Annotated in this window: 8 protein-coding genes and 3 pseudogenes; all 11 read right to left on the minus strand. The window is 58.8% G+C overall.

The genetic code is table 11. The features are described from left to right. Positions 1-151: 151 nt before the first annotated feature. The 11 genes and pseudogenes from HF916_RS08865 to HF916_RS08915 all read right to left on the minus strand — a co-directional run bounded on the left by HF916_RS08865 (position 152) and on the right by HF916_RS08915 (position 13,837). The gene (locus HF916_RS08865) at positions 152-2,191 is read right to left on the minus strand and encodes a family 2A encapsulin nanocompartment cargo protein cysteine desulfurase (RefSeq protein ID WP_168788545.1); all 2,040 of its coding nucleotides are present in this window, start codon (positions 2,189-2,191) and stop codon (positions 152-154) included. After that, positions 2,166-3,091: pseudogene (locus HF916_RS08870) on the minus strand (family 2A encapsulin nanocompartment shell protein). The gene HF916_RS08865 and the pseudogene HF916_RS08870 overlap by 26 nt, the downstream one beginning before the upstream one ends. A 113-nt stretch (positions 3,092-3,204) precedes the next feature. Continuing rightward, a pseudogene (locus HF916_RS50740) lies at positions 3,205-3,312 on the minus strand (IS6 family transposase); the annotation flags it as partial. A gap of 55 nt (positions 3,313-3,367) precedes the next feature. Then, positions 3,368-3,709 (minus strand): annotated as a pseudogene (locus tag HF916_RS08875) (TrbG/VirB9 family P-type conjugative transfer protein); the annotation flags it as partial. Between the two features lie 47 nt (positions 3,710-3,756). Beyond that, complete coding sequence (locus tag HF916_RS08880) at positions 3,757-4,473, minus strand: type IV secretion system protein (protein WP_240975194.1); 717 nt, start codon at positions 4,471-4,473, stop codon at positions 3,757-3,759. Between the two features lie 33 nt (positions 4,474-4,506). Next, the gene (locus tag HF916_RS08885) at positions 4,507-5,643 is read right to left on the minus strand and encodes an IS481 family transposase (protein ID WP_168788546.1); all 1,137 of its coding nucleotides are present in this window, start codon (positions 5,641-5,643) and stop codon (positions 4,507-4,509) included. A gap of 1,211 nt (positions 5,644-6,854) precedes the next feature. Beyond that, positions 6,855-8,021, minus strand: a complete 1,167-nt coding sequence (locus HF916_RS08890) for a hypothetical protein (RefSeq protein WP_168788547.1) — start codon at positions 8,019-8,021, stop codon at positions 6,855-6,857. 281 nt (positions 8,022-8,302) lie between these two features. After that, positions 8,303-9,337, minus strand: a complete 1,035-nt coding sequence (locus HF916_RS08895; RefSeq protein ID WP_168788548.1) for a ParB/RepB/Spo0J family partition protein — start codon at positions 9,335-9,337, stop codon at positions 8,303-8,305. Continuing rightward, positions 9,334-10,611 carry a ParA family protein gene (locus HF916_RS08900; RefSeq protein WP_168788549.1) on the minus strand — a complete coding sequence of 426 codons (1,278 nt, stop codon included), beginning with the start codon at positions 10,609-10,611 and terminating at the stop codon, positions 9,334-9,336. Before HF916_RS08900 ends, HF916_RS08895 begins: the two co-directional genes overlap by 4 nt. Positions 10,612-12,539: 1,928 nt before the next feature. Beyond that, positions 12,540-12,875, minus strand: a complete 336-nt coding sequence (locus tag HF916_RS08910; protein ID WP_168788551.1) for a hypothetical protein — start codon at positions 12,873-12,875, stop codon at positions 12,540-12,542. Positions 12,876-13,543: 668 nt separating this feature from the next. Next, positions 13,544-13,837 (minus strand): hypothetical protein, encoded by a 294-nt coding sequence (locus tag HF916_RS08915; protein WP_168788552.1) that lies wholly within the window; start codon positions 13,835-13,837, stop codon positions 13,544-13,546. Positions 13,838-13,896 lie beyond the last annotated feature (59 nt).

Here is a 13,896-nt window from a genome sequence, read left to right on the forward strand (position 1 = left end):
AAAAAGCTGAACGCCGCGTTGCTCGCTGCCTTTCAGGTAGAGGTTGCCGGCATAGCCCGTATCCAGCCCACCATTTGCATTGAGCGCGAAACTGGCGTAGGTGAATACAAGGACCCGTAGCACGCGTCCGGCCGCACTGCAATCTCGCCGCTCAGTGCCTTGCCGGTCGCCTCACCACGGCAATCATCCGGTCGACCTCTTCCGGCGTGTTGTAGAACGCGAGCGACGGCCGCACGGTCGCCTCGAGTCCGAAGCGCCGCAGGATGGGTTGCGCGCAATGGTGGCCAGCGCGCACAGCAATGCCCTCTTCGCTAAGCGCGCGCCCCACTTCTTCGGGCGTATAGCCGTTCAGGGCGAATGACAGCACACTCGCCTTGTCCCGCGCCGTGCCGATCAAACGCACGCCCGGAATCGGCTTCATCAAGGCGGTGGCGTAGTCGAGCAACTCGTGCTCGTAGCGCGCGATGTTCTCGATGCCGACGCGCGTCACATAGTCGAGCGCCGCCCCCAAACCGACGGCGTCCGCGATGTTGCCTGTACCAGCCTCGAAGCGATGCGGTGCAGGCTGAAACACGGTGCGCTCGAACGTAACGTCCGCGATCATGTTGCCGCCGCCTTGCCACGGCGGCATCGCATCGAGCAGCGCCCGCTTGCCGTAGACCGCGCCGATGCCGGTCGATCCAAACACCTTATGCCCCGAGAAAACAAAGAAGTCCGCGTCGAGCGCCTGCACGTCCACACGCATATGCGAAACGGACTGCGCGCCGTCGACCAGCGCGACCGCACCAACGCGATGCGCCGATTCGATCATTTCCTTGACCGGCACGACAGTGCCCAGCGCATTCGACACCTGCGTCACCGAGACAATCTTCGTTTTGTCGCTCAGCAGCCGGTTGTATTCTTCAAGTAGCACCTGCCCTGAATCATCAACCGGAATGACCCGCAGCGTCGCGCCAGTCAGCGACGCCAGTTGCTGCCACGGCACGATGTTCGCGTGATGCTCGAGATGCGACACGACGATCTCGTCACCCGCTCCGACATTCTGCACGCCCCACGACTTCGCGATCAGGTTGATCGCTTCCGTCGTGCCGCGCACAAACACAATCTCCTCCGGCTGCGAGGCGCCGATGAAGCGTTGGACCTTGCTGCGCGCTCCCTCGTACGCATCGGTGGCGCGCCCAGCCAGCGCATGCGCCGCACAATGAATGTTGGAGTTCTCGTGCAGATAGAAATAGGCGAGACGATCGATGACCGCCTGCGGTTTCTGGGTGGTGGCGGCGTTATCGAACCACACCAGCTGCCGCCCGTTGACCCGCTCTGCCAAGATCGGGAAGTCGCGCCGGATCGCGTTCACGTCGAACTGAGGGTGGCCGGACTGCCCTTGTGCGGCTGGCTCACGGGTGCGGCCTAAGGTCGGTGCACCGGTCGAGGGCGAGCGGAGATCGTCCAGGAAATACCGCTCCGTGGCGTTCGATTGCGCGGGTGTCGCATCCGCGACCTCGCGTGGCAATCGGAACGGAGATCCTCGGCGCGCAACATCGCTCTCAGGCTCACTGTCAGGCAGTAGCGATGGAATACACAACGGGTCAAGCAGGGACGTCGCGGACAGCGGCGCACCGTCGCCGCCGTGCGCCGTCGGCCGGTCGAGATCAAGAAAATAGTAAGGCGACGCGCTACTGCGACCGGGTGCGCCACCAGCCGGTACATTCGCTGCCGCGGCTTCGGGCACACCGAGCGCCACGCCACCGTAGCGGCTGTCGAGCGCGGGCGCGACCGTCACCAGGTTGTCGGGCAGGCCATTCTGCGCGGCGGCATGCGGCAACAAGGCAGGCGCACGATTGCCGAGCGATAGCACGTGGGTCGGCGCCGACGGAGCAAGGTTGGCGCCCGGCACCTTGCCTTGCGGTATCGCCGCGCCGGGTATGCCACTGCCTGCGCCCGACGGTCCGGCGAACGGCGAGCCCGGCGGCACCGGATTCGTCGAAGCCGGCAACGCGGGCGCTGCTGCCGCAAGCTCGGAAGGCGCACTGCCAGGTACGCCGCGACCGACTGGCGTGCTACCCGGCAGCGCGGCAAAAAACTCGTTTGCGAGCCGCGTCAGTGTCGCGGGATCGGGCAAACCGGCAGGAAGCGCTGGCGTCGGATCGGGATAAGCTGTCGGCGAACTAGAGGTATTTATCGGCATAGTCATGGTACTTGCCAATTTCAACGTCCTCGAGGACCGCCAGCGCGTCCGGCGTATGCACGGCGAGCGAGCAGTACAGCGACACCAGGTACGAAGCGATCGCCTGGTTGTTGATGCCCATGAAACGCACCGATAATCCCGGCCCTTGCTCGCCTGCCACACCCGGCTGGTAAAGACCGACTACACCCTGACGTTTGTCGCCGACCCGCAGCAGCAGGATTTTCGTCTTGCCGTCTTCGATCGCCACCTTGTCTGAAGGAATCAGGGGAATGCCGCGCCACGTGAGGAATTGCGAACCGAACAGGCTGACGGTTGGAGGCGGCACGCCACGGCGCGTGCACTCGCGGCCGAACGCTGCGATCGCCCAAGGATGCGTGAGGAAAAACGCCGGTTCCTTCCAGACCTTGGTCAACAGCTCGTCGAGGTCGTCCGGAGTCGGCGCACCGGTGAGCGGCACCTGGCGCTGCTCGTCCGCGACGTTCGCCAGCAACCCATAATCCGGGTTGTTGATCAACTGGCTCTCCTGCAATTCTTTGATCGTTTCGATCGACAGGCGCAGTTGCTCCTTGATCTGATCGTGCGGGCTGCTGTACAGATCGGAGATGCGGGTGTGCACTTCGACAATCGTGCTCACCGCGTTCAGAAAATATTCGCGTGGCTCTTCTTCGTAAGGCACGTAGGTGGTGGGCAACTGGCTCTCATCTTCGCGCGCGGTGCATGCCGCGATCACGGCCTCTGGATTCTTGACCTGGTTGAGCCGATAGATGCCCGCTTCGACCGGAACCCACTGCAGCAGGTGCGTGAGCCAGCGAGGCGTAATGGTGGCAGCTGAGGAACAGTTTTGGTGGCGTTTGCTAACTGCCGCGCGGCACTATCGCCGAGGGCGCTGTGACCCGATGTTGCCATTTCATACCCCTTTCTATAAGAAATACGGGAATGCTAATAGGCAGAACTGATTTGCGGAATCGCTTCAAGATATTCCGTCTTTTTTCATTCGGCAAGAATTACGTACGAAAAATTTCGTAGTCCGAATGTGATCGGCTAAACCGGAAATACCACCGAACCGCGCAGCTGATGACGACGGCAGGGAAGCGGTGGACGTGATAAAGCGATTTCGTTTTCTTTATCACTTCATTCTACCGCCGCCTCCCCATCAACCTGACAGTGCCGGTCCGCCTGATGCGGCTTGATGAACACGTGGTTCATCTTGTCGTCGTCGATTTCCCACTGGACGCTGTCGCCCATCGCGGGATCGGTAATCAGCTTCTCGCCCGGCTCCAGTTCGATTGTGGTCAGTTTCAGCGGCGCGGTGAGGACGCGGAAGATCTGGTCACGGCTGTACGGAAAGACGCCGATCCGGGCATCGCCAGGCATCGTGAGCGGGTTCGCACCACCGTTGAAGGGACTCACTGGACTCACTGGGCTCATAGTGTCGCCCACGATCAATGCCGGGCTCAGTGTTCCCGTGTCCAGTGGCTTCTTGGCGCAGACCGGCTGGGTTGCAAAGACAGTCGCTGCGAGCATGACAAAGAAACCGAGAGTCGGCCGTTGGTGTTTCGTGATCGTTGGTGTCAAGCTCCACCGGTCCGCTCGAGGCGGAAAAACGGGACATAGATGCCGAAGGGATTAACCGTCAGGGCTGCGTCGGCGGTCGGTGCGACGATCTGGTAGCGCAGCGTCAGCGCATACAATTTGACGTCCGGCTTGCCCGTCGCACCCGCCTGAGAGGTTGTCGTTGTGAACTCAACGAGAGCGGTCTGATCCTCAAGGAGTGGGATGTTTCGCACGTTGACTTCGCGGATCAGTTTTGGATTGGCCGTGATTTGCTGAAAGGGAGCGTCGTCATGCAGCCAGCCTTTGAACTGGTCGGCGGCAGCGCCAATCATCTGTGCTTTCACCGAATTGATGTTGGCCGACATGCGGGATGTCTGAAGGCTGTCGGTCAGAACCGGTGCGATGGTGAACCATCGGACAACCATATCCATCATGCTCGTCCGTGTTGCCTGGGAGTCGGGCTTGTACGCAACGAGTTCCGTCACGACGAGATGCCCGCTCACGTCAGCAGAAACTCCGACCACGCGCGTAACCGACGGGGGCGACTGCCGGGTCCAGACAGCACCGCCAGCTATGGCGGCGAGGACAAAGGCCATCAGCATCCAGCGATTCGACTCGACCTTTAGCCTCGTGCTTGTTTCGAAGATCACTGTGCTCGGATCTTCCTCGGCATACATGCCGGGGGCCGTCGATAGCGCGGTTTGACGCTTGTTACTTGTATAGACCGGAGACATGATTGACATACGTGCGAGGACATCGCTGACACTTTATGGTGATTGTGTTTCGCTTCTGAGGTCAAGCGTCATGATGCGGTGGTGGGCAAACCATAATTCAAATACGCCGTCTTCGCCTTGCTTGGAACGTGCCGCAACTGGCAGCCCATAAAGGGCCTTGGAGACCTTCAGTTGCCGTCCGTCAAAGCGTAGCTGGCCATTTGCCTTGACCCGCAGCACGACGTCGTCAGGTCCATATTCCGGCTCCTGCAGGATCGATGGATAGGCGCGGGGGCTAGGCTTGTAACGGCTGACCGGCGTGTCCATGCCGATCGCCTCATGCGGGCGCTCGCAGTTATAGATGGTGCGCCAGCGGTCCAGTTCGCGTTGCACGTGCTCCTGGGTGGCGAAGCTTCGCTCGTTCAGCACTTCTGCCTTCAGCGTACGGTGAAACCGCTCGTCCTTGCCGTTCGTCTGTGGATGGTAAGGCCGGCTGTAGCTGATGCGGATACCCAGCCGGATCAGCCAGATGGCCAGTTCGGTGAGTTGCCCCGGGCTGCCAGGTGAGCCCCACGGCGAGCCGTTATCGGTGTTGATGCGCAACGGCAAGCCGTAGTGTCCAAACGCCTCCCGTAAGCCCGCCTGCACCGTGGCGGTGTCGGTTGGTCCACAGGCGCGTAGCAGGATGCTGAAGCGCGAGTGATCGTCGAGTACCGTCAGGGGACTGCAGCGCCCCTGTTCCAGGGTGTCAAAGTGTCCCTTGAAATCCATCTGCCAGAGTACGTTGGGCTGCTCGTGCTCAAAGCGTTTCCAGGGCTCGCTCATCGCTGAATCGGCGGGCAGGATCAGGCCATGACGGTGCAGGATAGAGGTGACGGTGCTGGGCTGCGGTACCGCTTCAAAGCCCAGATCCTGAAGGCGCCGGCTGATCTTGCGGCCACCCCAGCGCGGATGGGCCTGACGCAGGCGTACCACCTCCTGCTCCATGGCAACGGCGGTCTTCGAGGGACTACTGGCTGGGCGACGCGACTGATCCGCCAATGAGTCTTCGCCACGTTTGAGCCATTTGTAGCCGGTCTGCCGGCTGATGTTAAAGCGCTCGCACAGCTCGGTCATCGTGAGCGTGCGCTGACTGGCCAGATGAACAAATTCCTGTCTGAGGCTCATGGTGTCTCTTGCGTTCCAGGGCATGGTCGGGACCGGGAGTTTTCGTACCCGGAAGTGTCAACCATGTCCCCGCACACCTGTCAGCTATGTCTCCGGTCTATACAGTTACTGAAAAGACACATGGCAACCGTTGATGAATGGCTACCATTGGAACAATTTTCAAGTCGAGATTAGCGACGAAAGGCACCGAGATTTCAGCGCCTTTTGGCCGTAGGGATTTGCGCTGCGCGGAGAGCGATGAGGTCGCCGAGTGGGATTAACGTGTAAATCCCACTTCGGCAGAGAGACGTGCATTTTCGGCGCCTTTCGAGCGCCCATTGGATCGATTCAATGCTACGAAGTGACGCGCCTCTTACTGTAGCCAACTCAGTGGCTGCACAATGCAATACGCGCCCTCGTACGTTCGTAACGTTTACTACTTAAACCGTACAGATTTGTACGTTAGCGTTTTTCGGGGCGTTTCTACCGCGCCTCACGTGCGGACGTCGCCCGAAGTCCGTGAAACAATCCAGTGCGCGGGGCTTCAAATCAATGCCAGGCATACGTTTCGGCTCCCCGATAAAAAATTCCCAATGTTTCACGGTTGCGAATTTGGGTCATCTGACGCACTTCGCCGCCGGCCGGAAAAGGCCTTGAGTTGGGCGCTGGATGTAACGCAATATTGAGAATAATCTTAGAGTAAGAGCATCTCCATCCTTGGCGCAGAGGCATCGAGCGGATGTACCGAAAGAACTATAAAGCTCCCGCGTGCATTGGTACGCCCAGCAGCGAAAGAGTTGGGGGCCTTGCGGGTGAGGACCAACCCCGAGCAAGTAGCAGAGACTGGCTCGCTGGCTGGGCATCCGCAGCGGGTTGGTAAAAGGAATTCTGCAAAATGAAGAAGTAGGACGATGAACCAAAGGACGCATTGCAGGCTGTGATTGACTTACTCGAAAAACAGGTGACGAGGGAAGATGCACAACACCGCCGCGCTTTGGAGCGGCAGGAAGCCAACATGCGAATCGCTGAGAGATATTCCTGTTGCTGGAGGCGGTACCCGGGGTTGGTGTGGTCTTCCTCGGCGTTGTCTGTGTCCTGTTGTTCAATTCGGTGAGCGATAAGCAATTGCAGCGGCTAGTAGTCGTGGCGGGCATCGTTGCAGGGCTCGTCGGATATCGCGTCCGTGCAACCGGGAAGTAGATGAAGCTGGCCGCAGACCCGCCCGCGAGGCGGGCCTTTTTGTGCCCTCCTCCCGCTTATGCAGTCTTCGCTAAAGCCGGCGAGAATCGCCGCAACGCACCTTTTAGAAGTGTCAAATGGTCTGTGATCGTCTCCGTTACCACGCGGGGTGCTTCGGCTACTGTCCTGCTCGCAGCGGCCACCTGGCGCCGGGCTTGAGCGAACGCCTCGATGTCGGCCTCCTCAGCCACACGGATCTTGCCAGACCTAAGCGCTTCTGCGAAACGCAGTTGCCACTGACCCGCCTCACGGCGCGCAACGCCCTCCTCCACGTGGTAGACCGACAGTGACAGACCATCGGCATCGACTAAGAACTTGCGTTGACCGCTAGCGTCGACGAAGGCCGCGCCCGCAACCTGGCGGACCAATGAGTCAGCGATCTGCCGTTCTTCAACGGCGGCACGTTCAGCGTTAAGTTGGGCGTGCCGGCTGCGGACCTGGAAGGAGAAATCGACGGTGTTGGTGAGCAGTGCGCGCAGATAGCAGATCGGCCGGTTGGCCTTTTTGAGATGCTCCCACGTCGCTTCGACGACATCGGACAAACGCTTGCCCTTTTCACGAGCTTCACGCATCAGTTTGAAAATCAGGAAATCTCGAAATCCCAAGGACCGCAGGCGCTGAAGATCCAAAGGGGGCTGGCCCGGTTGTCTCTTTTGAAAAGAAGGTGGGAAAAGATCCTTAGATATACCACCGCCTGCCACCTTGTCAGACGGTGGCGGAAAACCTTCAGCGGGGGCGGCAGCGGTTGGTTCCTCCCCTTGAGCGCCGGGAGCTTCGATAAGACCAAGGAGGATCGCTGCACGTTCGGTAAGGTGCAGGTAGGCACGTCCAAAGAGACCTGCTTGGACGTAGCGACGCTGCGCTGGCCGCTCGACCAGTCCCGCTGCTTCCAGGTCCGCAAGGCTGCGATAAAACGTGCGCTCGGACTGCATCGCGCGCTCGGTCAGCAACTCACGCCGGGCGAAGATCTGGCCGTACGGATTTTTCGCATCCACGGTGCGCGCAAGTGCTGCCAAAACAGCGCGTGCGCGCGCAGGGATTCCGTCGATGCGAGATGCCTGATGGACGGCGCGCAAGATCACCCACGGCAGGTTGATTGCGTCCGTGGAGAGTGTCTCCGTGTCCGAATTTGCAGTAGGGCGAAGTTCTTCCTCGCCAGCAACGAAGTGTTGCGCGATACACATGTCAGTCGTCCATTTTTCGAAAAATGGATTGGAAAAACTTGACTGACCTGATCTATCCGCTACACTCAGAGCCGTACATGTGGTGCCAACCTTTGTACAACTCACCGCCGCCAAGCGGAGAGTACTGCGGACAGACCACTTCCAAAGTCGTCAAGCCCGGTGATTCAAAAGCCTCCAGCGCCAACTGGGGGCTTTTGTTTTTCTAGGGTCAATGGATCATCAAAGATCTCCGCAGTCGATCATTAAAATTTTTAAGTCCATGATTCTAAAGCGATCTGTTTTTACGAATCCCGCTCACCAGCCGTGAACCTCGCGCTTTCTGCCTCCAGAACCTTCTGCAGCGCCAACTGCACCCGGCTCGCTTCTTCATCTGACTTGAACTGCAAACGCACGACATTGGCAGCCCTGCGCATCACGCAGTAGTCCGCCTTTCCGGCTTTGATCTTCACTGTCTCAGCTGGCGCCGCTGCTTTCGGCGGCTTGGCCGACGCCAATTTGACGGCTTGCGTCTGATCGATTTTCCCTTCTGCCAGTTGCCCGACTGCGGCGATGACCTCCGCGGAGCGGCCGGTTTTGGCCAGCCCTGCCAACGTCTTCCCGGCGTGCGAGCCGATCAGTGCGGGATTCTCGTCCAGCACCGCGATGACTTCCTTGGGCAGATCGTCGAACGCGAGGATGTACGAGATCATGGCCTCAGAGAGTCCCGACTGTTCAGCCATCTTGGCTTGGGTGATAGTCGGGAACCGCTCCTGCATCTGTTTGAAGCCGCGATACTTTTCGTAGTCGGTCAGGTCGGACTGCAGCAAGTTCGAATAGAACGCACTAGCTGCTGCCTCGTCGTCTGTCGACTCCTCGATCACTGCCCTGATCTTGTCCCGACCCAGTGCCTTGTACTGGTCCACTCGGTTGTGGCCCGAGACGATCTCGAACCGACGACCATCCGCCATTCGCCGGATCACGATCGGCTCAACAAGTTTGTTGTGGCGAAGGTTCTCGCGCAGTTCGAGTTTCTTTTCTTCAGGCTTGTACCGGCGACGTCCCGGGACCTCTACCAAGAGTGCGATCTCTACCTCGATCGCGGCAGAGGCCAGTTGAGCCTCTAGTTCCTTCAACCGGGTTTCCGTCGCGCCGCTCGCTCCCTCCCGCTTCTCGAGTTCGCCTTTGAGTTCTTCGATCTGCTTTCTCAGGGCGGTGATCTGCATCGTTTGCCCTGGGCCTGTCGTCGGCATTGTCGGCTTCATGGACGCGGCTGTCGCCTCGTCCTCAGCCGTCAGCGTGATCGCCAACCCCTTCGCCATCCTGTCTTTCAAACTCATGCCCGACCTCCCATCAGCCACGACGCACTTGCCTTCTCATCAACGAAATCTACGAATTGGTCGATCGGGTTGCGGATCCGTCGCAGTGTCTCAAGCCCACCTTCGTACTTGTCGATGTCGTAGATGGTCTGGAAGTGAAGGTTGGTGTTGCGGGCAAGATCGGTCTCTGGAATCTCGACCGGGATCACGCGCGAGCCGTACAAGTTCGCGATCCACTGCTGTAGCACGCGGGTAGCGGCCTTGTTCGGAGACACGCGGGTCACGAGCACATCTACGAACTCAAAGCGTTTTTTCTCTGTGTCACCGAATTCTTCCATGCCCGTGATCAGGTCCGAGAACAGATGCCAGAACTGGACCATGGACGCGAAAGACAGCATGTCCGGCACCACTGGTACGATCACGCCATTGGCTGCGAACACCGCGTTGATCGTCAGGTAGCTGAGCGTCGGCGCCGTGTCGATGATGATGTAGTCGTATTCCTCGGTGAGAGCCTCCAGCCCACGATGCAGGACCTGCTCGAACCGCAAATCACCCTCCTTCGCCAGATTCGCTCGCGCCGGCAACATGAACTCGGCATTGAACAACTGGGGCGAAGCGGGGATGAGATCGAGGTTCGGCCAGTAGGTCTTGACCGGCAGGGTGCGCATGTCAAAATCTGTACCGTCCACGTACGCTTGAATCAGCGGAATGATGGTGTCGTCCTCCTCGATCTCGGCGTGGGGGTTGTAGCCGTAGAGGGTCGTGGCGCTGCCCTGCGGGTCGAGATCGATGTGACAGACCTTGCGGCCGCGACGCATGGACAGGCCCTGCGCGAGCAGCGTCGAAGTCGTGGTCTTGGTAACGCCACCTTTGAAATTGGCGACGGTGATAACCTTGCCCTTGCCGCGGCGTGGAGTCGGTTTCAGTTCAGCCTTCACCCATTCGATAGTCTCCTCGATGGTGAAAGACCGAACTCCGCCAGCACGTGTTTGCGTTCCCTGCGGGAGGGATGTCGTTTGCAGCGCGTAGGCCATCCGCTTGCGATCTATCCCGCACATTTCCTGGACTCGGGTCGAGGAGACTAGGGGCGGGACCTTGCGCGGCTCGGGCTTCAGAATTTCATCGCGAATCTTCTTGAGCATCACCGTCGAGCGGTTCGCGAGCAGCAGCAAATCTTCGGCCGTGGTGTCGCCAGGCGCGGAGAGCGAAAGCGATCCAGCATCAGCTGACGAAGGCTTCGCAATGGGCGCTTCGTCGGCTACCGAACTGTCGGATGTGCGCGTGGTTGATGTCATCAGGATGCTCCGTGGTCTTTTGGACAGCGGGGTGGAAAAATGCCTGTGGCTGTCGAATTCCGTGCAATGTAGACTGCGCGCTGGGTAAACGCAAGTAAACTTTGCACGCTCCGACCCCGCCGAAACCCGCTTCGCGCTTGGTTTTGAGCCAAAAAGCTAGAAACAGGTTAAGAATTTCGGCGATTTATCGCGAATAAGGGGGCAGATCATAGGCTTCCGGTTTGTCGGTCCCCTGCGACATGCAAAACATTTCTGCCTTGGGAGCAGGCGACGCACTCTCCTATTCGGCTTTCGTTATTCGTCCACCGCGAGCTTAAAAATTTTAAGCCCTTGATTTTGCGATGCTATTTTATTTAGTAGCATTGGTCCTAAACCGCGTTCGGTGTGCTTTCTTTCGTCGCCGCACGGGCGGTTTTTGTGCTCCGTCCTCGACTTTCCATTCCTCGTTCAACTTCCCATCACATCCAGCGTGTTGTCGATCTCAAAGACTCCGCAGAGAATGCGAGCTGATGGACGATTAGCGCACCGCCGGATCCTCGCGCGCCAGCACTAACGCACGCGCCACGTCGCTCGGGTTATTAGCGCCTGCCTGAATGAATCAACCATCCTCGAACCGGTCCACCGCTGCCTATTCAATCCCGCCTTCCATGGTCTGCTCCTTGGGGAATGACCCTTCACGAAACGTCGGTCCATAGTCTCAAGGATCCAAATAAAAAGGGTCTTCTATGGGTCGCCCAACGGAGAGGGCTTGCGCGCTTTTCGGGTCAATTCGACACTGATGCAAAACGACTGGTTACATAGAGAGGGAAGCTCGCCGACTACCCTCGGAAAGGGAAAGAGGTGCAGTGCCCATCTACAATGCGGTCAGAACTGCAAGAACCCCGCGTTGGCTGGAAAGACCACTGTGGAGTCCATAAGTGCGCAAGCCGTAGCGCGCTAAGAAAGGCGGTAAAAAGCATGCTGACCGAGTCAAGAGTGCGGTAAAGGTGATATCGGCCGCGACGGCGTTCCACAGCGCAATTCACTCTGTCGCTGCGATTGGTCTGACATTCTTCAGGTGATTGATGCGGAGAGTGGCATTCACGGAGGCAGCGGTTCTACGGGCGACGATGATGAGGAAACGGCGTATTGGCTAGTCGGGCTCATTAAGAAACATCACAACCGCGACGAGGAGAGATTCAAGTTGGCCGCAGATGATCTGATAGACCGGGCGGCGTTTTTCTGGGACCGGTCGGATCCGGTTGTTAATGGGACGAGCTGGTTGGGCTCTGACGGATTGCAGGGCGCGATGCTCAACCTCTTAAGTCAAGCAAAGAGATATCGAGACTCCGGCAATGCGAAGAAAGGCAGTGCGTGACCACCAGCGGGGGGTGACGAAGTACGCTTTGGCCGGCAAAAAGCACGCCGCGGGGGTGTGCCCTCAAGGCTACTGGCGCTGCTTTCTCAGCGCGCGAGAGAGTGAGAGGATTGTGTTCGACGCACTCCCGTAGACGCTGAAGCCTTTCGCGTGAACTTCGTGAACAGGTTGCCGCGCGAACCCTTCCGACGGTGGACCGTGTCGGCGCCGACTAGAGATACAAGGTTGCAGGTGGACTGTTCTAGGGTGTCGCGCCGGAAGAGGCCAGTGTTTTTCGTCGTGGTGACGAAGTAGTCTTGCCCGCGCTGGTCAACGATTGTTGCGTGTTCAGTGTTCCAGTCACCAAGCGCGTCGTGAGTGTGCTGCAACAGGCCATAGGCGTGGACACACTTGTCACCTACAAACTGCTCTTTGCCTCCACCGTTGATCACGTGTGAAATTTCCATGAGTCCGCACGCAGGACACGATCTCGTTGTTTGTGCCGTCTCAGGCATCATCAGTTCCTCTCAGTTATTTGGCGGGAAGACGGACGCAGACATGCGCTACCGCTTTCTCAGACCCAGGCGTGCCGTCAGGCACTTTGGTACCTACTGGGGGACTTTCTCGGCTCGCCGTCGGAGCAGGTGAGCTTGTTGTTGTCGTAAGCACGCGCCACTCGGACTTCGAAGCCGCTTGCGTCACATTTCGCGGTGTAGAGATAGGTGAAATCCTTACCCTCCGAGCTGCGCCCGACGTCGGTGATCATCTTTAGCCAGTAGGTAACGCGGCCGTCTGCCAGCCGTCCGACCGATGACGCGTCGATCGCGGCCATGACGTAATCGTCTTTGTCAATTCCAACCCACTTCGGCGCGGCGGTGGCCATCGAGGAAACGGCAAAAAACATAAGAGTAATAGCAAGTCTGTTCAAGATGGCTTCCTGGAAAATCTAAGTTAATGAGAACATTACAAAAACCTTTGGTTGAGTCGCGGCGAAACCCAGACAATCGCGAGACAGATGGGGGTGCCAGGCGACAGATCGAGCCACCCGGGATCCGTGTGGATGCACGGGGATCGGTGATGCAGGGTTGCGACCCATGACCATGTTTTTGCCCATGACGACTTCGACTCGTGACAGGGCGTTGTTGGCGAGCATTTGCGCGAGTGCTGCGATCAGCTTCTGAGTCAAAGTGCTCATGGGGCCATGTGCGAGCAGGTATGCGTCCAGCGCCTGCTTCGCTTCGAAGTGGTCAGTATGTTTCTATGAAGATTTCCTCATGCCGCGTGGCTTTCTTTTGGTCTCGCCTAGCACGTTGAAGAGGAATACTAATTGAAATTCGAGTGAGTTGTATGTCGTTGAAATCCGGTGACTCACACGACGACGGCATAAAGGCCGCCCCGAAGGCCGGCCGCGACACCTGCGTCACCAACCACGCGACGCAACGAACACTTCACCGACTCACGCGCTGTCCACCGCACAAGGAGACGGTAGGCGGGATTGAAACCGGTGTTGCTTGAATCACTCGAAGCGGGGCCCCCGAGTGTTTCTCGCATGGCAAGCAGCAGTGCAGTGAGCTTTTACAGCTGGGCCTGATGTGCTCAGATACGCTGCGGCTGCTTGGCGATCCACGCAAGTACGCTGCGTTCCGTCCAAGCGTTCCAGTCGTTGACCACAAGTTCCCACGCGGGGAACACGCCGCGGCTCGCGAGCTTCTGCAAATCCAGCAGACCGATCTTCAGCACATGCGCGACTTCTTCGAAATTCAGGGTCTTGCCACGGGCAGGGCCGACCTTCATGGCGTTATAGACCCAGCGCGATCGAGAGATTGTCGGCGATTCTTGAATCGCACGGTCACGACCACGCTCATCTGCGCTGATCACCGCGCGGAACATCGGGCGCGTCGTATCGAGTCTGGCCTGAGTCGGCCAACGCTCCAGCTAGGCATCTCCGC

Origin of the sequence: Paraburkholderia aromaticivorans (assembly GCF_012689525.1) — a bacterium.
GTDB classification, from domain to species: domain Bacteria; phylum Pseudomonadota; class Gammaproteobacteria; order Burkholderiales; family Burkholderiaceae; genus Paraburkholderia; species Paraburkholderia aromaticivorans_A.